The following is a 22,584-nucleotide window of genomic DNA, read 5'->3' as shown; positions in this document are numbered from 1 at the left end:
CACGCTAAAGGATCGACCGCACGAATGCCTTTCGCGTCACCATATTGCCCCTAGCCTGCGCAAATCCGCCGCGCGCACGTCCAGTCACGGACCCGTTTTGCTGTTCTTCCTTCGATGCGGGTCAAGGAGTCACGCCTCACGTCTTGCCCGCGCGCATCACTTCACGATTCCCAAAATCCGTGGTGGTCGTTTGTAGCTCGTGAGGCCTCTGAGTAAGAGGTTTGAATAATGGCACGTTTCAATCTGAACGGCTTCCTCGACAATAGCCGCTTCGAGGATTTCTTCGCTAGGTTTACGGGCGGCAGTGCCGGCCATGATCATCTGAACGGGACGACGAGCAACAACACCCTGTTCTCCGGCGCCAGCGACGACACGGTTGCCGGCATGGCCGGCAACGACACGCTCAACGCCGGCTCCGGCAACGACAAGGTGTGGGGCGGCTCGGGTAATGACAAGCTCTCCGGCGGCTCCGGCGCCGACCTTCTGGTCGGTGGCTTCGGCGCCGACAGGATGGATGGCGGCAGCGGCAACGACGTGTTGCTCAGCCGGTCGGATGCCGGCGAGATGGTCGCAGCCCAGGACGGCACGACGCAGATCTTCGCGGAAGAAACCGCGGCGTTCAAGGCGGTCAACGATACGCTGACCGGCGGTGCCGGCGGCGACACCTTCCGCTTCGAAGGCATGGTCAACGCCAAGGACGAGATCGTTGCCAAACACGTCAATGCCGACGGCACCATCGACTGGGTCGGCGTCACCGGCGAGAACGGCGCTACCCACGATCACTGGGTCGACGGTTTCGGCAACGACGTGATCCGCGACTTCAATCGCGCCCAGGGCGACAAGATCGAAATCTCGGCGCACACCGCCGAGGTCAAGTCGATCGAGCACAAGGACAGCAACGGCGACGGCAGGAACGACTACAGCGTGATCACCGTCATCAGCCAGCAAGGCAATGCCGGCGCGCATGACGAGGATCTGCTCGGCACGATCACCGTCTATGGCAACCTGGTGAAGCAAAGCGATATCGCCGTTACCCAGACGGTGTATGGCGCTTACGAGAAGGTTGGCGAACTCGGCGGCGCACACTTTGAACTGGAGGACGACGGCGTGCTTGCTGGTGGCGGCACCGACGGCGGCCACCACAACGAAATGACGGCGATGGCAAACGTGGCTACCTACGCCTGATCGCTAGAAAGTAAGACTCAATCAATTGCAAGGGGCGGCCTCCCGGCCCTTGCCGCCTGGAGCCGTCTCTGATTGACCCAGAACCGTCTCCAGGCGTTTGCTTTGACGCGTTTCTTTAAGTGGCGGGATCAGTAGCCTGCGTGAGCAAACCGGCCGCGTGAAACGCGCGCCGACGAGCGCAGTTGCGCTCGCGTAGTCCCGACGAGCGCAATTGCGCTCGCGTAGTGATGACGGGCTCCGCGATATGCGGGGCAGCCTCGAAGATCTACCGCAGCCGTTCAATCCACCTTGACGTTGACAGCATTGAGCCCGGCAGGCCCCCAGCATCCGCGGTCAAAGCCGTGTGAAGTGGGCCACCGGCGAGCAGGTGCGCGCCGCAGCGCTTGGGAAATCTTTGGGTTCCATTCGTCTCATTTGCACGCGATTGTTGCGCAGACGCGACATTGCAGCCCGAATGTTGTGCTATCTTTCGAACAGTTTAGGGCCACACGCATCATGCGATCTCTTGGTTTTGCGATCTCTTGGCTTTGACAGGTGTTTGTGACGTGGGTTTCGCAGGGGGACCATGGAATGAACCGGTGCTTACGCTCGCTGTCTTGTTTTTTCACGGTAGCTGGGCTCGCTCTCTTCTCGACGGATGCGACCGCGCGGGCCAGCCATAAGCCACACACCCAGAAGGCGCACGAAGCGACCAGGAAGTCGCACGTGAAGGAGACTCGTCCGCATCGCAGCGCGGCATCCGGAAAACGCCGGCACGCCAAACACGCTTCCGCACAGCGCAAGCCGAAGCCATCGAAGGCTTCGTCTGCTCCCAGGGAGGCCGTCGCTCCGCTGACGGGCGACCTTGCGCTGGTGAAGGAAGCCATCGATCTCGCGCGCAAGGCAAAGACCGAAGAGGCGACCGCCATAAGGAACCGGATCGCAGATCCGGCGGCGCAGAAGCTCGTCGAGTGGTTCATCCTGCGCCGCCCGGAGACGACAGCGACTTTCGGCCGCTACGCGGCATTCATCGCCGCTAATCCGGAATGGCCGAGCACCGCGTTGCTGCGCCGGCGCGCAGAGGCGCGGCTGTGGGAGGAGCGCAGCGATGCGGCGACGATTCGCGGCTTCATTGGCGATCGGCCCGCAACTGCCAAGGGCAAGTTGGCACTGGCGCGCGTGCTGCTCGCAGAAGGTGATCGGGACGGCGCGACCCGGCTGGCCCGCGACGCATGGCGATCGGACGAATTGTCGGAGCGCCTGGAGACCGAAGCGTTCGAGACGTTCCGCGACCTTCTCAACCGCGATGACCACCGTGCGCGCATGGGCAGGCGCATCGGCGCCAAAGACCTCGCCGGCGCGAAGCGCGCCGCGCAGCGCCTCGGCGGCGACGAGCTTGCGATCGTGAAGGCCTGTGCCGCGGTCAGGGGAAAAGCGGACAAGGCGAAGGATGCGCTGGACGATGTCGCAGTCGAAGCACGGCAGGATCTCGGCTACACCCTTTGCCGCATCCAGTGGATGCTCGGCCAAAACCGCATTGACGATGCTGCCCGCCTGATGCTGGCGGCGACACCCGAGACCATGGCGCTGCAGGACACCGATCAATGGTGGCGCGAGCGGCGCACGCTCGCCCGCAAGCTGCTTGATCAGGGCAAGTTCCAGACCGCCTACGATGTGATCCATCCCGCCGCAGCGCCGGCCAATGAATATTATCGGGCCGACGTCCACTTCATGTGCGGCTGGATCGCGCTCCGCTACCTCGACAATCCCAAAACCGCGGCCACGCATTTCGCCCACATCGACGACGGCGCGACCAACCCGATCGTGCTGGCGCGGGCGAACTACTGGCGCGGACGCGCGGCCGAAGCCCTTGGCCAGACGGATGCGATGCGCGCGAGCTATGAAGCGGCCGCCCGCTACCCGACCGCCTATTACGGCCAACTGGCGCGCGCCAGGCTTGGCCGTGACCAGATCGAACTGCGCGCGCCCTCGCCCGTTCTCGCGTCCGCCGATGCTTCGGCTGCCGACGAACGCGTGCGCGCCGCCGACATGCTCTACGAGATCGGCGAGCGCGATGTCGTGCTCTATTTTGCCGCCGATCTCAGCGAACAAAGCACTGATGTTGCCCTGCTCGAAGCGCTCGGCGAGCTCACCGGCCGCCGCAACGACGCCCGCGCAATGCTGCAGGTCGGAAAGCCCTCGCTCGGCCGCGGACTGCCGCTCGACCATTACGCCTTTCCCATCATCGGGATTCCGCCGCACCGCCAGCTCGCCCCTGAAATCGAGCACAGCGTGATTTATTCGGTGGCGCGCACGGAGAGCGCGTTCGACCAGCGCGACAAGTCTGCGGCGAATGCGGTCGGCCTGATGCAGGTGACGCCGGAAGCGGGACGCGATACCGCCAAGCGCTTTGGCGTCAGCTATGACTGGGACCGGATGGTTTCCGACCCGGTCTACAACACGCAGATGGGCGCCGCCGAACTGAGCGCATTGCTGAGCGAATACAAGGGCAATCACATCATGACCTTTGCCGGCTACAACGCCGGCCGGGGCCGGGTGCGGGACTGGGTCAAGGCCTATGGCGATCCGCGTGACCCCAAGGTCGACGCGGTCGACTGGGTCGAGCGGATTCCGTTTTCCGAAACGCGGAACTATGTCCAGAGGGTGATGGAGAATTTAGCGGTCTATCGCGTGCGGTTCGACAACGACACCGCGGTGGCGTCGAACACTGACCGGCGCGTCGTGACGCAGGAGACGAACGCGGCACCGCTGCCGGCCGCCGAGGCTGCCGCCGGCCGGTAAAGCTGTGACGGACAGCCACGATTGGTCGCCGTCGCCTCCGGGCGCTGAACGACAGCTCGGCCAAGACCAGGGATCAGTCCACCTTGACGTTGGCGGCCTTGATCATCGGCCACCATTTTGCAATTTCGGCCTTCTGCCAGGCGCCCAGCGCTTCGGGCGCGAGCTTATCCTTCGGCGGCATCTGCAGGCCGAGGTTTTCGAGCTGCTTGCGCACGGCCGGATCATTCAGGGCGTCAACCGCCGCGACATTCAGCTTTGCGACGACGTCCTTTGGCGTGCCCTTGGGCACCCACAGGCCGGACCACAGCGTCATGTGGAAGCCCGGCAGTCCGGCTTCGTCGACGGTCGGAATGTCGGAGGCGGACTCGACGCGCTTGCTATCGGTGATGGCATAGGCGCGGATGTTGCCGGCGCGCACCTGCCCGATCGAGTTCGAAGTCTGGTCGACGATCAGGTCGATCTGGCCGGCGACGAGATCGTTCATCGCGGGGCCAGTGCCGCGATACGGCACATATTGCAGCTTGACGCCGGCGACGTTCTCAAAATAGAGCCCGGCGATGTGGCTTCCGGAGCCCGCGCCTGCGGTGCCGGCCGTCGGCGGCGACGGCTGCGCCTTCAGCCACGCCAGAAATTCCTTCAGCGACGTTGCCGGAACTTCCTTTTTGCTGACGATGATCATCGGGTTGCTCGGCAGCAACGCGACCGGTTCGAGATCGGTGACGAGGTCGTAGCCGAGCTTGTAGATCGCGCCGTTGGCGACGTGGGTGCCGAGATGGCCGAAGCTGATCGTGTAGCCGTCAGGCGCTGAACGCACCGCGCGGCCGACGCCGACCGAACCGCCCGCCCCCGTGACGTTCTCGACCAGCACCGTTTCGCCGAGCGCGACCTTCATGCGCTCGGCGAGGATCCGCGCCATCGCATCCGACGGCCCGCCGGCGGAGAACGGGACGATGATGGTGATGGGGCGCGATGGAAAGTTCTGCGCCGTCGCTGCGCTGCCTAACGCCAACACTGCAATCACGGACAGAATGAACTTTCGCATATTGTGCTCCCATCACATCCCGCCGCGCGATGGTCAGAGTTTTGCGTAGTCGATCGGCTGGTGTCGATCGAGCGTACGCGTGACCGGCGGCAGCGGATATTTAAGTCCCGTCGCGCAATTGAACAGCATCACGCGATCATTTTTCGTCACGCGCCCATCGCTGAGGCTTTGCTGGTAGGCAGCATACGTCGCCGCCCCCTCCGGACACAACAACAAGCCCTCCTCGCGCGCCACTTCATTGAGCGCAGCAGAAATCTTCTCATCCGGCACCGCAATCGCAAATCCCTTGCTTTCGCGGACCGCGCGCAGGATCAGAAAATCTCCGACCGCCTGCGGCACGCGGATGCCGGACGCGATGGTGTGGGCGTCTTCCCAGCGCGGCGCGTGCTCGGTGCCTGCTTCAAAAGCACGCACCATCGGCGCGCAGCCCGACGCCTGCACCGCCACCATCCGCGGCCGCTTCGAGCCGATGAAGCCGATCGCCTCCAGTTCGGCAAACGCCTTCCACATGCCGATCAGGCCGGTGCCGCCGCCGGTCGGATAGAAGATCACATCGGGCATCTCCCAGCCGAGTTGCTCGGCGAGCTCCAGCCCCATCGTCTTCTTGCCTTCGATCCGATACGGCTCCTTCAGCGTCGAGGTGTCGAACCAGCCGGCCTTGGCCTTGCCCTCGCCGACGATCTTGCCGCAATCGTCGATCAGCCCGTTGACCCGATAGACGGTCGCGCCCTGCAGCTCGATCTCGCTGACATTCACTTCCGGCGTGTCGGCCGGGCAGAAGATCGTGGTCTTGATGCCGCAGGAGGTCGCATACGCCGCAAGCGCCGCGCCGGCATTGCCGTTGGTCGGCATCGCCATGTGCTTGATGCCGAGCGCCTTGCCCATCGACACCGCCATGACAAGGCCCCGGGCCTTGAACGAGCCGGTCGGCAGGCGCCCCTCGTCTTTCACAATGATCTCGCCGCCGCCGAGTTTCTTGCCGAGCTTTGGCAGGCGAATGAGCGGCGTCATGACTTCGCCGAGGCTGACGATGTCCGTGACCTTCCGCACCGGCAGCAGCTCGCGGTAGCGCCACATGTCGGCGGGGCGTTGCGACAGCGCGTCCTTGGTCAGCGCCTTCTTCACGCCTGCGAGATCGTAGCGCACCAGCAGCGGCTTGCCGGCCCTGGAAAGGTTGTGGACCTGGTCCGCGGCGTAGTGATCGCCTTCCATCGCGCATTCGAGATGGGTCACGAACGTCGGACGTTCGATGGTCAAATTATCGTTGTCTTTCACAACTGTTCTTTCTGGTTTTGGTTGTCATTGCCGGGCTTGCCGCCTCCGCTAGGGCTTCGGCGGCCGAGTGAGCAAGTGGCCCGGCGAAGCCTTGGCGGAGACGGGACCCGGCAATCCATCTGCTTCGCAAGACCCTTGTGAAGCGTGATGGATGCACGGGTCAAGCCCGCGCATGACGAGTGAGGGATTAGGTTACATATTCAGCACGCGCCCATAGGCATCCAGCACGGCTTCCTTCATCATCTCCGACAGCGTCGGATGCGGGAATATCGTGTGCATCAGCTCTTCTTCCGTGGTCTCCAGATTCATGGCGACCACGTAACCCTGGATCAACTCGGTCACTTCGGCGCCGATCATGTGCGCGCCGAGCAGTTGCCCGGTCTTCTTGTCGAAGATCACCTTGATCAGGCCCTGATCCTCGCCGAGTGCAATCGCCTTGCCGTTGCCGACGAACGGGAAGCGGCCGACGCGGATCTCGCGGCCGCCCTCCTTCGCCCGGGCCTCGGTCAGTCCCACGGAGGCGATCTGCGGGTGGCAATAGGTGCAGCCGGGAATGAGGTCCTTGTCCATGGCGTGCGGGTGCAGGCCCTTGATCGCCTCGATGCAGACGACGCCCTCATGCTCGGCCTTGTGCGCCAGCATCGGCGGACCCGCAACGTCGCCGATGGCGTAGATGCCGGGCACGTTGGTCTTGCCATAGCCATCGATCACGACCACGCCACGGTCGGTCTTGACGCCGACCTTCTCCAGGCCGAGCCCTTCGATATTGCCGACCACGCCGACGGCCGAGATCACGCGCTCGAACTCGACTGTCTGCGGCTGCTTGCCGTCGTCGATGGTGGCGACGACACTGTCGGCCTTCTTTTCGAGTTTTGTGACCTTGGTGTTACTGAGGATTTTGATCCCTTGCTTCTCAAATTGCTTGCGCGCCAGGCCGGCGATTTCGGCGTCCTCGACCGGGAGAATCTGCGGCAGCACCTCGACCACGGTGACATCGGCGCCCATGGTGTGGAAGAACGAGGCGAACTCGATGCCGATCGCGCCGGAGCCGACCACCAGCAGCGATTTCGGCGTCCGCTCCGGCACCATCGCCTCAAAGTAGGTCCAGACCAGTTTCTTGTCGGGCTCGAGCCCGGGCAGCACGCGCGGCCGTGCGCCGGTGGCAAGGATGATGTGCTTGGCCTGATAGGCACCCTCGCCCAGCGCGCCTTTCGGCGCCTCGACGTCGGACTTCTTCACCGTGACCTTGCCGGGCGCGTCGATCGACGCCTCGCCCCAGATCACAGTCACCTTGTTCTTCTTCATCAGGAAGCCGACGCCGTCATTGAGACGCTTTGAGACGCCACGCGAGCGCTGCACGACAGCCTTCGGATCGAACGAGACTTTCTCGGCGGAGAGCCCGTAATCCTTGGCGTGCTGCATGTAGTGATAGATTTCCGCCGAGCGCAGCAACGCTTTCGTCGGGATGCAGCCCCAGTTGAGGCAGATGCCGCCGAGATAGGATTTCTCGATGATCGCGGTCTTGAAGCCGAGCTGGGCCGCGCGGATCGCGGTGACGTAACCGCCGGGCCCGGAGCCGATGATGATGACGTCGAAGGATGTGTCGGACATTGGCTACTCGCTCGTTTTCATCGTGCGACCATCACGGTTCTTTCGTCATTGCGAGGAGCCCTTGCGACGAAGCAATCCACATTGTCGCAAGTAAGATGGATTGCTTCGCTGCGCTCGCAATGACGGCTGTCACACCATCATCATCACGGGGTTTTCGATCAGTTGCTTGAAGGCGCCGATCAGTTCGGCGCCGAGCGCGCCGTCGATGGCGCGGTGATCGCAGGACAGCGTCACGCTCATCATCTGCGCGATCTCGATCTTGCCGCCGCGCACCACCGGGCGCTCCTCGCTGGTGCCGACCGCGAGGATCGTGGCATGCGGCGGATTGATTACGGCGGTGAAGTGGTTGATGCCGTACATGCCGAGGTTGGACACCGCGGTAGTTCCGCCCTGATACTCTTCCGGCTTGAGTTTTCGCGCCCGCGCGCGGGCCGCATAATCCTTCATCTCGGACGAAATGGTCGACAGCGCCTTGGTCTCTGCTTTTCGGATAATCGGCGTGATCAGGCCGCCGGGCATCGCCACCGCGACGCCGATGTCGGAATGCTTGTGCTTGAGCATGCCACCTTCGGTCCAGCTCACATTGCAGTTCGGAATTTTTTGCAGCGCGACCGCCATCGCCTTGATGACGAAGTCGTTGACCGAGAGCTTGTAGAGCGGCTTCTTTTCCTTGTCCTTTGGAGCTGCGGCGTTGATCTCCTCGCGCGCGACCAGGAGCTTGCCGATGTCGCAGTCCATCGTCAGGTAGAACACCGGGACGGTCTGCACCGATGCGGTGAGGCGCTGCGCAATCGTGCGGCGCATTCCGTCATGCGGCACCACTTCGTAGGAGCCCTCCTCAAACAAAGCGAGGATCTGCTTGTCCGACATCCCGGGCGCAAGGCTCGGACCCGCCGCGGGCGCGGCAGCCGGCGCCTTCAGGCCCTTGCCGGACTTGGCGTCCTCGACGTCGCGGGCGACGATACGGCCATGCGGGCCGGAGCCGTTGATGCGTCCCAGTTCGATGCCGGCTTCCTTGGCGAGGCGACGGGCGAGCGGCGACGAGAAGACACGGGCGTGACCGTTGGCTTGCGAGGCGGAAGCCGCCGCCTGCGGCGCGGCGGCCTGTGTCGGCCCGGTTGCTGCCGGTTTTGGTGCGGCGGCAGGTACCGGCGCCGGTTTCGCGGCGGATGCTTCGGCGGCCTTTGGTGCCGGCGCGGCCCCCGCTCCGGCGCTTGCCGCCTTCACGTCCTCGCCGTCACCGGCCATGACCGCGATGACATCGTTGACCGGAACGTCCTGCGTGCCCTCAGGCACCAGGATTTTTGCAATCGTACCCTCGTCGACCGCCTCGACTTCCATGGTCGCCTTGTCGGTCTCGATCTCCGCGATCACGTCGCCGGACTTGACCTTGTCGCCCTCTTTCTTGAGCCATTTGGCAAGGTTGCCCTTTTCCATCGTCGGCGACAGCGCGGGCATCAAAATGTTGATCGGCATTGTCAGTGACCCTGTTGCGACCGGGGCGTGGTGGAGCCCATGTCGGTCGGCCGGTTGATCTCGGCTTCGAACATCTCGACGATGCGCGCGAGCGCCTCGTCCTCGGTGTATTCGGCCTCGCGCGCATAGGCGCGGGCGGCATGGCGCGCGATGTCGACCAGCAGCAGGCCCCACATGTCGGGCTCCTCGAACGCGCGCTGGAATGCGATCGACAGCCCGCCATCGACCACGAAGGCGCGCAGGACCTCGATGGCGTCCCCGCGGCCGATGACGTCGGGCGGCAGCGGCTGTTCGTTAGGACCGGTCATAGCGACCTACCGATAGGCAACGGCTTTGGCGGCCGCGACCACCTCGGCCACGTTGGGCAATGCGAGCTTTTCGAGGTTTGCCGCGTAGGGCATCGGCACGTCCTTGCCGGACACGCGTGCCACCGGGGCGTCGAGATAGTCGAAGGCGTGCTCCATGATGCGGGCGGCGATCTCGGCGCCGACGCCGGACTGCTGCCAGCCCTCCTCGACCGTCACCGCGCGGCCGGTCTTCTTCACGGAGGCGACGATGGTCTCGGTATCCATCGGACGCAGCGTGCGCAGATCGATCACCTCGGCCTCGATGCCTTCCTTGGCCAGTTCATCGGCGGCTTTGAGCGCATAGGTCATGCCGTTCGACCACGAGATCAGCGTCACGTCCTTGCCGGAGCGAACGATCCGCGCCTTGCCGATCGGGATCACGTAATCGTCGAGTTTTGGCACCTCGCCGGTGTGGCCGTACAGCACTTCGTTTTCGAGGAAGATGACCGGGTTGGGATCGCGGATCGCGGCCTTCAACAGCCCCTTGTAGTCGGCGGCCGAGAACGGCGCGATCACCTTCAATCCCGGAATCTGCGAGTACCAGGCCGAGTAATCCTGGCTGTGCTGGGCGGCAACGCGGGCGGCAGCGCCGTTCGGGCCGCGGAACACGATCGAGCAGCCCATCTGGCCGCCCGACATGTACAGCGTCTTGGCCGCGGAGTTGATGATCTGATCGATCGCCTGCATGGCGAAGTTGAAGGTCATGAATTCGACGATCGGCTTCAGCCCCGACATCGCAGCGCCTACGCCGACGCCGGCAAAGCCGTGCTCGGTGATCGGGGTATCGATCACGCGCCGTGCGCCGAATTCCTGCAGCAGGCCCTGCGTGACCTTGTAGGCGCCCTGATATTCGGCGACCTCTTCGCCCATCACGAACACATCGGCGTCGCGGCGCATCTCCTCGGCCATCGCATCGCGTAGCGCTTCGCGGATGGTTTGGGTGATCATCTCGGTGCCGGCGGGGACTTCCGGATCGGGTTCGGCGACGGGCGCCGGCGGCGCCTTTGCCTCGGCCTTCGGCTGGGGCGCCTCCGCCTTGGCTTCGGCGGGCGGCGCTGATTCCGCGGCCTTCGCCTGCGGCGCGGGTGCGGCTGCCTTGCCGAGATCAGCGGCGCTCTCGCCGTCGGCCAGAATAGTCGCGATCGGCGTATTGACCGCGACGTCGGCGGTGCCTTCGGGGATCAATATCTTGCCGAGCGTGCCCTCATCGGTCGCCTCGACTTCCATCGTCGCCTTGTCGGTCTCGATCTCGGCGATGACATCGCCCGATTTGATCGTCTCGCCTTCCTTCTTCAGCCACTTCGCAAGGTTGCCCTTTTCCATGGTGGGCGACAGCGCAGGCATCAGCACTTGAATGGGCATATCGGCTCCCGAAATCACTCGTCAGTTGGTTCTGCGGCTCGTTTGGTTTGCACGTCGCAGAACCGGTCCACTTTTTGCGGAATATTGGTTGAACTACCTGTAGATGTCGGTCCAGAGTTCGGACGGATCGGGCTCGGGATCGCGCTGGGCGAAATCCGCCGACGCGTTGACGATCCCGCGCACCTCGGCGTCGATGGCCTTGAGCTCCTGCTCGCTGACCTTGGCGGCCAACAGGCGGTTGCGCACCTGTTCGATCGGGTCCTGGTCGGTGCGGATCTTCTCGACCTCTTCGCGCGTGCGGTATTTCGCCGGGTCGGACATCGAGTGGCCGCGGTAGCGGTAGGTCTGCATTTCCAGGATAAACGGCCCCTTGCCTGCGCGGCACCAGGCCACCGCCTCGTCGCCCGCGGCCTTCACGGCGCGGACGTCCATGCCGTCGACCTGCTGACCCGGAATGTTGAAGGAGGCGCCGCGCTTGGAAAAATCGGTCAGGGCGGAAGAGCGCGTCACCGAGGTGCCCATGGCGTAACGGTTGTTCTCGATCACGTAGATCACCGGCAGCTTCCACAGCTCCGCCATGTTGAAGCTCTCGTAGACCTGCCCCTGGTTGGACGCGCCGTCGCCGAAATAGGCCAAGCTGACGAAATCATTGCCGCGGTAGCGGTTGGCGAAAGCAAGCCCGGTGCCGAGCGAGACCTGGGCGCCGACGATGCCATGGCCGCCGTAGAAATTCTTCTCCATGCTGAACATGTGCATGGAGCCGCCCTTGCCCTTGGAGTAGCCGCCGCGACGTCCGGTGAGTTCGGCCATCACGCCATTGGCATCCATCCCGCAGGCCAGCATGTGGCCGTGGTCACGGTATCCGGTTATGACCTGATCGCCCTGCTTCAGAGCCATCTGCATGCCGACCACCACGGCTTCCTGGCCGATATAGAGATGGCAGAAACCGCCGATCGCGCCCATGCCATAGAGCTGGCCGGCCTTTTCCTCGAAGCGGCGGATCAAGAGCATGTCCCGCAGCGCGGCCAGTTCCTGCGCCTTGGTGAATTCCGGTGGGGACCCGTTTGCCTTCTCCTGCCCTGTTTCCTTCGCGACGACGCTTTTCTTGGGTGCAGCCATGGCAATTCCGGGTGAGAGAGAGAGACGGATCAGCCCTCTCTAACCCAACTCAAACCGGCGTGAAAGGATTGCGTGCGCTGGAGAAAATAATGCTATGCCGCACTGCAGCGCGAGCCGAGACATTTTCGAAATCGATTTCGCAATTTTTTGAAATTTGCGGACCGACACGCCTGCATCCCTGCGCAACGGCTCTGCCGTTGTCGCTGGGACGACGACGCTGTTCATGACATCGGTTTGAAAATCAGTTCGGCTTGATGGTCCGGACCAGATCGCGCGGATTGGCGTAGTCGAGCTGGAAGCGCGCGCGCTCGTCCAGCATATCAGGATCGACCCGGCTGGACCTGAGCAGCGACACCCGCTGTTCGCCCTGCGCCCGCTCCCGCTTCAGCCGCGCCAGTTCGGAGGTCAGCGCGATGATCTCCTGATCAAGTTCCTGGCGCGCGTTCAGCCCGTACTTGCCGGTATAGGCGTTGACCCCGAAATAGCCGACCATCAGCGCCGCCATTGTATAGAGGGCGAGGCCAGTCAGGATGGATTTAAGGCGGGTGCGAGAGACCATGCGCCAAGATGCGATGGCCGGGTTAATGGAATCCTAAGACCGCGGGTGTGAGCACCGATGGCGCCACCGTCATTGCGAGTCAACGGGTCGCGCGAATGCGCGCCCGATGACAGGCTCCGCGAAGTAATCCATAGCCCGGCATAACGAATAGATGGATTGCTTCGCTTCGCTTGCAATGACGTGGATGGGTCTGCCTACCCGTTCTGCTTTTCGACGAACGCGGCAAATGCGTCGATGTATTGCTGCAGCACTTTCTGCACCGCTTCTTTCGTGAGCTGGCCCTTGTCATCGAAGGCGTCGCCGATGCCATTCAGGTAGATCTCGGGCTGGCCGAGGATCGGGCCGGCAATACCGGGCAGGATGTTCTGCAGATGCTTGGCCGCGCTGACGCCGCCGAGCGCGCCCGGGGAATTGCTGATGATACCGACCGGCTTGCCGAGGAACCAGCTCTTGCCATAGGGGCGCGAGCCGACGTCGATGGCGTTCTTCAATACGCCGGGGATCGAGCGGTTGTATTCCGGCGTGATGAACAGCACGCCGTTCGACTTCTGCAGCTTTTCGCGGAACGCCAGCCAGTCGGCGGGGGGATTGGCTTCGAGGTCCTGGTTGAAGAAGGAAATGCTTTCGAGCGTGGTCACGTCGAGCTTGAGCGAAGCCGGCGCCAGTTTTGCGAGCGCATTGGCGATCTTGAGCGAATAGCTCTCCTTGCGAAGCGAGCCTACGATCGTGACGATGTTATGGGTGGCCATTGGATATCCCTTGTGAAGCAAAAGCGCCGGGCCGCACTTAAGCCAGATCGGCAGAAGGATGCAAGTGCATGAATTGGCGTTTGTGACGGCTTTCCGAGAAGATTCTTGCCCTTCAAACGTCGCGGCCGACGCAAAAACAGAACAGGCCTGTTCGGCGGCCTGTCAGGTGCGCTTGGATAGCCGAACCGCTCACCCCTTGTTCGGATTGATCAGGAATTTCTCGCCGGTGGAGCGCTTGTTGTAGACCGCGATGTTGGAGAGCTGCAGCGTTTCCTGCAGCGACACCACCTGCGTGTAATGGCTGGCAAATGTGGTCTTGAGCTCGGAGGCGACACGCTGGCGCAACCTGCCGATTTCGGCGGGACCGATCTTCTGCAGGAACGGCGTCAGGAGCCAGCCGCCGACGCCCCAGGTGAGGCCGAATGCCCGGCTCAGCTCGGTCGGACGATTGTCGAGGCTGCCGTAGATATAGACCTGCTTGTACACGTTGGAGCCGTAGCGGCTGTATTCCTTGGCGGTCTTGTTGGCCGCCATCTCCATGCCGGTGAGGATCTGGCTTGCGAGCTTGCCGCCGCCGATCGCGTCGAAGGCGATGGTGGCGCCGGTTTCCACCAGCGCGGCGGTCAGGTCGTCCATGAAGGTCGCCGCGGTGGAATCGACGACGTGTTTGGCGCCGATCTTGTGCAGGATCTCGGCCTGCTCCTTGCTGCGCACGATGTTGACGAGGCCGATGCCGTCCTTGATGCAGATCTTGTTGAGCATCTGGCCGAGGTTGGAGGCGGCGGCGGTATGCACCAGCGCCTTGTGATTTTCGCGCCGCATGGTTTCGGTCATGCCGAGCGCGGTCAGCGGATTGACGAACCACGACGCGCCGTCCGCGGGCGTGGTGCCGGCCGGCAGCTCCATGACGTCCCTCACCTTCACGGTGCGATACTGGGAGTACATCGCGCCGCCGATCATCGAGACGTTTTTGCCCATCAGCGCCTTGGCGGCGTCCGAGGATCCGGTCCTGATCACGACGCCGGCGCCTTCATTGCCCACGGGGAGCGACTGATCGAGCCGCGCCGCCATCATCCGCAGCGCCGCTTCCGGCATCTTCGCCGTGATTACGGGCGCGTCCTTGCTGCCGGATTCCTTGGCGGTCGACATCTCGGCCGGGCCGATCAGGAGCCCGAGATCGGACGGGTTGATCGGCGTCGCCTCGACGCGGACCACTACTTCGTCATCGGCCGGTTCGGGCGTCGGGACATTCACCAGCGACAGTTCGAGTTCGCCGCCCGTCTTGAGCAGCGAACGCAGTTGAAGCCCGCTTTTGCCGTCACTCATCGCAATCCTCCCCCTTGTGTCCGTTATATCTGGAGTCGCCGGCGCGTTACGCCAGTGCCTTGAGCGCCGCCTTGCCGGCATATTTCGCCTGCTTGCCGAGCTGCTGCTCGATGCGCAGGAGCTGGTTGTACTTGGCGGTGCGGTCGGAGCGCGCCAGCGAGCCGGTCTTGATCTGCCCGCAATTGGTGGCGACCGCGAGGTCGGCGATGGTGGAGTCTTCCGTCTCGCCGGAACGGTGCGACATCACGGAGGTGTAGCCGTATTTGTGGGCCATTTCGACCGCGGCGAGCGTCTCGGTCAGCGTGCCGATCTGGTTGACCTTGATCAGGATCGAATTGGCGCGGCCGTTCTTGATGCCGTCGGCAAGACGCGTGACGTTGGTGACGAACAGGTCGTCGCCGACGAGCTGGCACTTCTTGCCGATCAGATCGGTCAATTCCTTCCAGCCGTCCATGTCGTCTTCCGACATGCCGTCCTCGATGGTGACGATCGGATAGCGCGAGACAAGGTCAGCGAGATATTTCGCCTGCTCGGAGCGCGAGCGGGTCTTGTTCTCGCCGCCATAGACATAAGCGCCGTCCTTGAAGAATTCTGTGGCCGCGCAGTCGAGGCCGAGCATCACGTCGGAGCCTGCCTTGTAGCCGGCCTTGCCGATCGCGCTCACCACGAACTCAAGGGCTGCATCCGCCGACGGCAGGTTCGGCGCAAAGCCGCCCTCGTCGCCGACATTGGTGTTGTGACCGGCCTTCTTCAGTTCACTGCGCAGCGTGTGGAAGATTTCCGAGCCGCAGCGCAGCGCCTCGGCAAAGCTCGCAGCTCCCACCGGCAGGATCATGAACTCCTGGAAGTCGATCGGGTTGTCGGCATGCACGCCGCCATTGATGATGTTCATCATCGGCACCGGCAGCGTCCGCGCCGAGGTGCCGCCGACATAGCGATACAGCGGCATGTCGAAGGATTCCGCCGCCGCCTTGGCGCAGGCGAGCGAGACGCCGAGGATGGCGTTGGCCCCTAACCGGCTCTTGTTCGGTGTGCCGTCGAGATCGATCATGATCTGGTCGAGGTGGACCTGGTCCTCGACGGCCTGATCGCTCAGCGCCTCGAAGATCTCGCCGTTCACGGCGTCGACCGCCTTCTGCACGCCCTTGCCGAGATAGCGCTTCTTGTCGCCGTCGCGGAGTTCTACCGCCTCATGCGCGCCGGTGGAGGCGCCGGAGGGAACGGCCGCACGGCCGATCGAGCCGTCTTCCAGCACCACATCCACTTCAACGGTGGGATTGCCCCGGCTATCGAGAATTTCGCGGCCAATGATGTCGACGATGGCAGTCATGTCTGCACTTTCCTGAATGGGGTGGGTCCGGTTTCGAGGGCGTCTTACACGGCAAGCAAGCAAATGTGAACGCTTGATGGGCGGCCTTTTCCGGACGCTGGAGCCGGGTCACGATAGACTGCTTCGAGGTTGATATCAGCGTCCAAACCTTCACATTGATAGAACGGGGTAACGCAATGAATCGCCGCCAGTTTCTTGGAACCGCCGCCATTGGAATCGTTGCCGCGCCCGCCCTGCTGCAAAGGGCCGCCGCCCAGGAAGGCCCGTTCCGCGTCAAATATTATCCGCTCAACTCCGGCGTGGGGGTACACGACGTCACGCCCGCTCCCGACGGCGCGATCTGGTTCACCGGACAGCGCAACGGAACACTGGGACGGCTCGATCCGCGGGATGGCTCATCCAAACTGATCGGTCTCGGCAAAGGCGCGGCGCCCCATAACGTCACCATCGGACCGGACGGCGCGCCGTGGGTGACCGAGGGCGGACAGAACGCGATTGCGCGCGTCGACCCCGGTGATCACAAGGTGACGCTGTTTCGACTGCCCGAAAAGGAGGCGTACGCCAACCTCAACACCGGCGTTTTCGACAAGAGCGGCATCTACTGGTTCACCGGCCAATCCGGCATCTATGGCCGGCTCGATCCGAAATCAGGAGACGTGACCGTATTCAAGGCACCCCGCGGCGTCGGACCTTACGGGATCACCGTCACTCCGAAGGGCGAGGTCTGGTACGCCTCGCTCGCCGGCAGTCACATTGCCAGAATCGATCTGGCGACCGGCCAGGCGACGGTGGTCGAACCGCCGACACCGAAGCAGGGCGCGCGCCGCGTGTGGTCGGATTCGAAGGGCCGGATCTGGGTCAGCGAATGGAACAGCGGCAATGTGTCGGTGCACGACCCTGCCGACGGCTCCTGGAAGGCGTGGAAATTGCCGGGTGCGGGCCCGCGCGCCTATGCGGTGTACGTCGATGACAAGGACAAGGTCTGGGTCACCGATTTCGGCGCCAACGCGATCGTTCGCTTCGATCCCGTGACGGAAAAATTCAACTTATTCCCCAGCGACAAATCGGGCGCGAACGTACGCCAACTCGACGGCCGGCCCGGCGAAACCTGGGGCGGCGAATCCGGCAATGACCGCCTGGTCGTGATACAGACGGTCGCGTGAAGCCTGTCGCCGTCCTGTTGCTGTTGTCGCTTCTCCTTCCCATCCCCGTCAGCGCGGAGGAAAACGGCGTGCGGGCGTTCACGCCCTGCCGCGCCTGCCACAGCCTCGATCCCGCGGAGCACGGCCTGCCCGGCCCCAATCTCTCAGGCGTGATCGGCCGCCCGATCGGCGGCGAGGTCGGTTTCGACTATTCGCCGGTGCTGCGCAAGGCCCGCGACGACGGCCTGCGCTGGGACGCAAAGCGTCTTGAGGCCTTCCTCGCCGATCCCGCCGCGATGTTTCCGGGATTGTGGATGTCGATCCGCGGGATCGACGCCGCCGAACGACAGGCGCTGGTGCGATTTCTCGAAGATCCCGCCTCGCGCTAATAGCGTTTTCGAGCGAAGTGGATACCGGTTCGCGTGAAGAAAACGCGTTAAACAGAAAAAGCAGCATTTCCGTTCGCAGAACGGAAGTCCTGACGGTTGACGATCGGCGCCTGTTGCGTCCATGTCAGCCCTCGCAGCAGGATAATCACGATGGCCAAGAAAACATTCAAGAAAACATTCAAGAAAACATTACAGAAATCATTGCAGCTCGGCCGCGCCGTGGAATGGCCGGACAGCCCGGAAAAGGCGCAGCTCGACCGCGTGCCCAATCCGCAAGCGGATACCAATTATCTGGTTCGCTTCACCGCGCCGGAATTTACCTCGATTTGCCCCGTCACCAGCCAGCCGGACTTCGCGCATTTGATGATCGACTATGTGCCTGGCCAGTGGCTGCTGGAGTCCAAATCGCTAAAGCTCTATGTCGCGAGTTTCCGCAATCATGGCGCCTTTCACGAGGATTGCACCGTGATGATCGGCAAGCGGATCGCAACCGAGATCAAGCCGAAATGGCTTCGCATCGGCGGCTACTGGTACCCGCGCGGCGGCATCCCGATCGACGTGTTCTGGCAGACCGGCAAACTGCCCAAGGACATGTGGGTGCCCGACCAGGGCGTCGCGCCCTATCGCGGACGGGGATGAACGCTGATCGAAGGGTGGACCCCCAGCGGATATCCAAGAATTGTTCAAGCTCGAGGGCCGAAAGGTCAGCCGTGCTGCCATGATCGACATATCGGTTCAACGCAGGCGCGAAAGTCTTATAGTGGTCGTATTGTGTAAGTCTTTTCCAGGTGCGTCAAAGGGAGGAAGGCCATGCAGAAGTCTCTCCTCGGGGTTACCGTCGCAGCTCTTGCCCTATCGACATCTCAGCCGTTGTTCGCCCAAGACGATGTGGATCAGCAGCTCGGTCAAGTTCACTTCAAAACCTCTTGCAACGACGTAGCGCAGCGTCGCTTCGATCGCGCGATGCGCTACCAGCACTCCTATTGGTACGTCAACGCCAAAGAGATCTTTGAGCAGGTCATCGAGGCTGATCCCACATGTGCTATTGCATATTGGGGCACCGCGCTCACGCTGATGGACAACCCGCACAACGCAATCCCGCGGCCGAATCTCGCCCCCGGTCTCGCCGCCATCACGAAGGCCAAGGAAATCGGGGCCAAGACCGAGCGCGAACGCGACTACATTGATGCCCTTATGGTGATGTACGCGGATTACGACAAAGTGCCGCACGCCCAGCGCATGCGGGCCTTGCGGGATGCCCAAGCGAAGCTCGCAGCGAAATATCCAGACGACGACGAGGCTCAGATCGCCTACGCCATCACGCTCAATACGTCGGCGGACCTGAACGACAAGACGTACGCACAGCAGACCAAGGGCGCCTCAATCCTGGAGCCGATTTCGAGACGGCTTCCGCAGCATCCGGGGGTGACGCACTACCTGATCCATCTCTACGACTATCCGGCGACCGCGCATAAAGGTCTCGACGCCGCCAACCGCTACGCCAAGATCGCGCCGGCCGCGCCGCATGCGCAGCACATGCCATCGCACATTTACACCCGCGTCGGCCACTGGAAGGAATCGATTGCCTCGAACATCGCCTCCGTAAAGGCAGCCAAGGCCGAGAAGTCGGTGGGCAATTATCTGCACGCGCAGGATTATATGGTTTACGCCCACCTTCAACTTGCCCAAGACCAGCAGGCGCGCGTCGTCATGGACGACATGACAAGGGAGACGAACTTCAAGGCCACGGTTGCGGCGGCCGATTACGCACTGGCGGCTTCGCCGGCCCGGTATGCGATCGAGCGCGGCGACTGGGAAGCCGCCTCACAACTGTCTGTCAGGCCGAGCGGCTCAAACTTTGCGATGGCGATCTCGCACTTCGCCCGCGCTCTCGGCGCCGCGCGCTCTGGCAAGCCGGAGGCTGCCAATGCCGATATCCAAAAGCTGGCAGAATTGCGCGACAAGTTGCGCGAAGCCAAGGACAATTATTGGTCGGAGATCGTCGACATCCAGCGTCAGGTCGCCGTTGCGTGGGTGCTTCACTCGGAGGGCAAATACGATGAGGCGCTCAAGGTTATGAGCGCTGCAGCGGACGCCGAGGACAAAACCGAGAAGCACGCGATCACGCCAGGTCCGCTGGCACCGGCACGCGAGCTCTACGGCTTCATGCTGCTCGATCGTGGCATGACCAAGGAGGCGCTTGCGGCCTTCGAGGCTACCAAGGCCAAGGAGCCGAACCGCCTGCAAGGCTACGCAGGCGCCGCCAAGGCCGCCGACACGCTCGGTGACAAGGCTGCGGCACGACAGAACTATCAACAGCTCATGGCATTGACCGCGAACGCCGACACGGAACGGCCAGAGCTCGCAACGGCGAAGAGGTATCTCGCCAGCAACTAGGCCAACCAGAAGATAAAACGGTGGTGCAATGAGGCGGGTAGGTCGTGTCGCCATTGTAGCAGCGTCGCTGGGAAGTGTACTGGCGGCGATGCTGGCATGGTCCGGTCTGTCACAGCATGCGGCCGCAACTGCGACCGCGCCGGTTTGGACCGAGATAGCCTGGCCCTTCCCCGTCGATCCGTGGGGGAAGGGAAAGGCGTTCCGCTGCAAGGCCGCGGACTGCGGTGCCGAAGTGAACGTTTATCTGCGCGCCAAGATGGGTTTTTGTAATTGCACGACTGGCGTGGCCGATGACGAAGATTTGGATCGCATGGGCGATCTTGCTCTCATTGGCGAGGTTTCGCCGCTCGGCACCGGTCGTCCGATCAGCATTGCGCGGATGGACGGTCGCAGCCGCGCTTACACGCTCAACGCTCGCAATCCGCCTGGCAAGACGGCGATATCGGTCGTTTTCAGGGAACGCTGCGACATGATCGCAGCGACGGCTGTGCTCGGCCACGACCGGCCTGCTTCTATCGAGCCCAGCGTGATCGAGTTTCTCAACGGCAGCACCGTCATGCGCTGGGCCGAGGTCACGCTTGGCCTCTAATCCGACTGCGCCAGAGAACTCGTTGCCGTGTTTTCGCGTCCGTTTGCTCTTGTAGACTCCCCGCCCTATTCGCGGCATTTCTGATACAGATACCGAAGAAAGCTCGGCGGGGCCGCCGTACGGCGGACGCCTCAATGCCCGCTCAGCACCAGCGTCTTGACCGGCAGCAGCAGCGCCTGAATACGCAGCAGCATCGCGTGCACGATTCCGGTGGCATCGACGACATGCAGCGCGAAGCTCTTGAACGCGCCGACCTGCCCTGAGGCAATGCGGTCGTGGTTGCTGGTATAGGCATTGGCAACGCAACTACTGCCGGGCGTCACGCCCTCCAGCCCGCCCTTGTAGATCGGCTCCATGAACACGAGAATGGTGCCTGGACGCACGACCTGCTGCGCCTCAAGCAGTTGTTCGCCGCCCCTGAACTGGCCCGCCGCGATGTAGTCCTGCACGCCGGTAATCACCATCGGAATGACCGTCCACGGCTTGGAAACGCAGATGGCTTCGGCCACCATTCCGACCTTCATGACCTGCGCTTCGATTTGTCCGAACCCGGCCGCAAGGGCACGCCGCCCCGCGGCCTCCGGGATCAGCACGCCGGCCGACCGGATCATTGGATTGACGATATCGCCCGGCCTCAGTGCGAACTGCTCGACCCGCCCGTCGACACCGGCGCGAATAAAGGTCTTGTCCAGATCGACCTGCGCTTCGGCCAGTGCCGCCTCCGCGCTTGCCTTCTCCGCAGGGAGAAGAGCGCTCAGTCGCGTCATCGCGGATTGCCTGGAAGCGGTCGCAGCATCGAGGGTACCCTGGCGACCCGCGGCGGCCACCTCGAGCTTTTCGATGTCGCGTTGCGGAACAATGCCGGGGTTGCGCTTCTGCAGCTCGCGCTTGGTGTCGAGTTCGTCCGTTGCCTGCTGCAGCGCGCCTTTTGCCTCCTGAAGCTGGCCCTCCGCCTTCAGGATATCGGCCTGCGCCGCCAGCATCGCGGCATCGACTTCGGCGATCTTGCGCTTCGCGGTCTGCAGCGACGCTTCCTGCTTGGCGCTGTCGAGCCTGAAAAGCACGTCACCTTTCTTGACTGGCGCGCTTAGGTCGACGTTAACCTCCGCCACCCGGCCGGTTATTTCGGGCACAATCGGAACGGTCCGGTAGTACAACGTCGCGGTCGATGTCGACGGGTGATAGTAGAAGATCATCGTGATCAGCGCGACGGTGAGCATCAGGCAGGCGATGATGCCAAATCGCAGCTCGAACCACACCGAATACAGCGTGATCTCCTTGCCGAGCCGCTTGCCCTGCCGGTAGCGGCGATAGAGATAATCCGGAAATATCGTCAGCAGCGAGCAGAGGAGCAGCTCAAGCATGGCTGTGCACCTCGCTCTTGGCGCCACCGGCCTTCTCGATGCGGGCCTTGGCGTCGTCGGTTGCGGCAGCGTGCGTCGTCTCCCCAACTGGCGGCTCGGTCGGATCTTGCTCAGGCGCAACACCGGCCATCTTCTCGACCGAACCGGCGATCCTGCGCAGCGGCGTGCTGAAATCCGGCAGGTCGATCATGGCCAGCAGTAAACCAGCGACCCAGAACAAATGGACGTGGGTGAACAGCGCCAGCAAGCCCAGTATCGCCACGATCTCGAACTGGAGCTTCTGCGATTTGTGCGCCATTCGCTCCGGCAGCGTATGCAGATGCAGATAGATGTTGCCGACGGCGAGCACGGCGACAAGCAGGATGATGCCGACCACCACCATCAAGACGTCGGTGTCGCCGGGCGCGGTGATGAAAGATGGGAGATGATGGGGCGCGTTTGGGTGAAGCGGCTCGCTCAAGGCAATCCTCCGTTCACAACGGACCGACCAAAGCACGAGGTCGATCGACCCGGCTTGATCTTTGCACAATATTGAAACTTG

The 22,584-nt window shown here is 63.0% G+C and carries 20 protein-coding genes; 7 read left to right on the top strand and 13 right to left on the bottom strand.

The features are described from left to right. Positions 1-228 precede the first annotated feature (228 nt). Together V1288_RS26790 and V1288_RS26785 are read left to right on the top strand one after the other, a co-directional pair. A complete protein-coding gene (locus tag V1288_RS26790; protein ID WP_334359883.1) occupies positions 229-1,185 on the top strand; it encodes a calcium-binding protein in 957 nt (318 codons plus the stop codon). Positions 1,186-1,755: 570 nt separating this feature from the next. Continuing rightward, a complete protein-coding gene (locus V1288_RS26785; protein ID WP_334359882.1) occupies positions 1,756-3,966 on the top strand; it encodes a lytic transglycosylase domain-containing protein in 2,211 nt (736 codons plus the stop codon). 73 nt (positions 3,967-4,039) lie between these two features. On the opposite strand, the gene V1288_RS26780 is transcribed toward V1288_RS26785, so the two are convergent. From V1288_RS26780 to eno, 11 genes are all read right to left on the bottom strand, one after another. Further along, complete coding sequence (locus V1288_RS26780; protein WP_334359881.1) at positions 4,040-5,008, bottom strand: tripartite tricarboxylate transporter substrate binding protein BugD; 969 nt, start codon at positions 5,006-5,008, stop codon at positions 4,040-4,042. Positions 5,009-5,041: 33 nt separating this feature from the next. Beyond that, positions 5,042-6,283 (bottom strand): threonine synthase, encoded by a 1,242-nt coding sequence (locus V1288_RS26775; protein WP_334359880.1) that lies wholly within the window; start codon positions 6,281-6,283, stop codon positions 5,042-5,044. Positions 6,284-6,475: 192 nt separating this feature from the next. Beyond that, a complete protein-coding gene (gene lpdA / locus V1288_RS26770) occupies positions 6,476-7,894 on the bottom strand; it encodes a dihydrolipoyl dehydrogenase (protein WP_334359879.1) in 1,419 nt (472 codons plus the stop codon). 129 nt (positions 7,895-8,023) lie between these two features. Next, positions 8,024-9,370 (bottom strand): pyruvate dehydrogenase complex dihydrolipoamide acetyltransferase, encoded by a 1,347-nt coding sequence (locus tag V1288_RS26765; protein ID WP_334359878.1) that lies wholly within the window; start codon positions 9,368-9,370, stop codon positions 8,024-8,026. A 2-nt stretch (positions 9,371-9,372) separates the two neighbouring features. Next, positions 9,373-9,678, bottom strand: coding sequence for a DUF5076 domain-containing protein (locus V1288_RS26760; RefSeq protein ID WP_334359877.1), 306 nt, complete (start codon positions 9,676-9,678; stop codon positions 9,373-9,375). 6 nt (positions 9,679-9,684) lie between these two features. Continuing rightward, positions 9,685-11,079, bottom strand: a complete 1,395-nt coding sequence (locus V1288_RS26755; protein ID WP_334359876.1) for a pyruvate dehydrogenase complex E1 component subunit beta — start codon at positions 11,077-11,079, stop codon at positions 9,685-9,687. 93 nt (positions 11,080-11,172) lie between these two features. Next, the gene (gene pdhA, locus V1288_RS26750; RefSeq protein WP_334359875.1) at positions 11,173-12,198 is read right to left on the bottom strand and encodes a pyruvate dehydrogenase (acetyl-transferring) E1 component subunit alpha; all 1,026 of its coding nucleotides are present in this window, start codon (positions 12,196-12,198) and stop codon (positions 11,173-11,175) included. 241 nt (positions 12,199-12,439) lie between these two features. Next, positions 12,440-12,757 carry an FtsB family cell division protein gene (locus tag V1288_RS26745; RefSeq protein WP_334359874.1) on the bottom strand — a complete coding sequence of 106 codons (318 nt, stop codon included), beginning with the start codon at positions 12,755-12,757 and terminating at the stop codon, positions 12,440-12,442. 194 nt (positions 12,758-12,951) lie between these two features. Next, entirely contained in the window at positions 12,952-13,506 is a 555-nt protein-coding gene (locus tag V1288_RS26740; protein WP_334359873.1) for an NADPH-dependent FMN reductase, read from the bottom strand. A gap of 189 nt (positions 13,507-13,695) precedes the next feature. Further along, entirely contained in the window at positions 13,696-14,832 is a 1,137-nt protein-coding gene (locus V1288_RS26735) for a zinc-binding dehydrogenase (protein WP_334359872.1), read from the bottom strand. A gap of 46 nt (positions 14,833-14,878) precedes the next feature. Beyond that, positions 14,879-16,162, bottom strand: coding sequence for a phosphopyruvate hydratase (gene eno, locus V1288_RS26730; protein WP_334359871.1), 1,284 nt, complete (start codon positions 16,160-16,162; stop codon positions 14,879-14,881). A gap of 176 nt (positions 16,163-16,338) precedes the next feature. Here eno and V1288_RS26725 point away from each other — a divergent pair, with 176 nt between their 5' ends. From V1288_RS26725 to V1288_RS26705, 5 genes are all read left to right on the top strand, one after another. Then, a complete protein-coding gene (locus V1288_RS26725; RefSeq protein WP_334359870.1) occupies positions 16,339-17,325 on the top strand; it encodes a Vgb family protein in 987 nt (328 codons plus the stop codon). Next, positions 17,322-17,693: a c-type cytochrome gene (locus tag V1288_RS26720; RefSeq protein ID WP_334359869.1), complete on the top strand. Its 372-nt coding sequence runs from the start codon at positions 17,322-17,324 to the stop codon at positions 17,691-17,693. Before V1288_RS26725 ends, V1288_RS26720 begins: the two co-directional genes overlap by 4 nt. Positions 17,694-17,843: 150 nt before the next feature. After that, the gene (queF, locus tag V1288_RS26715) at positions 17,844-18,332 is read left to right on the top strand and encodes a preQ(1) synthase (protein ID WP_334359868.1); all 489 of its coding nucleotides are present in this window, start codon (positions 17,844-17,846) and stop codon (positions 18,330-18,332) included. 171 nt (positions 18,333-18,503) lie between these two features. Beyond that, entirely contained in the window at positions 18,504-20,090 is a 1,587-nt protein-coding gene (locus tag V1288_RS26710) for a tetratricopeptide repeat protein (protein ID WP_334359867.1), read from the top strand. 28 nt (positions 20,091-20,118) lie between these two features. Further along, positions 20,119-20,679, top strand: a complete 561-nt coding sequence (locus V1288_RS26705; protein WP_334359866.1) for a hypothetical protein — start codon at positions 20,119-20,121, stop codon at positions 20,677-20,679. Between the two features lie 131 nt (positions 20,680-20,810). On the opposite strand, the gene V1288_RS26700 is transcribed toward V1288_RS26705, so the two are convergent. Continuing rightward, positions 20,811-22,043: an HlyD family secretion protein gene (locus tag V1288_RS26700; RefSeq protein WP_334359865.1), complete on the bottom strand. Its 1,233-nt coding sequence runs from the start codon at positions 22,041-22,043 to the stop codon at positions 20,811-20,813. After that, positions 22,036-22,503 (bottom strand): hypothetical protein, encoded by a 468-nt coding sequence (locus tag V1288_RS26695; protein WP_334359864.1) that lies wholly within the window; start codon positions 22,501-22,503, stop codon positions 22,036-22,038. Before V1288_RS26695 ends, V1288_RS26700 begins: the two co-directional genes overlap by 8 nt. Between the last annotated feature and the right edge of the window lie 81 nt (positions 22,504-22,584).

The sequence above is a fragment of the Bradyrhizobium sp. AZCC 2176 genome (assembly GCF_036924645.1).
In the GTDB taxonomy this organism is placed as follows: Bacteria; Pseudomonadota; Alphaproteobacteria; order Rhizobiales; family Xanthobacteraceae; genus Bradyrhizobium.
This window is presented reverse-complemented; position numbering and strand designations above follow the sequence as displayed.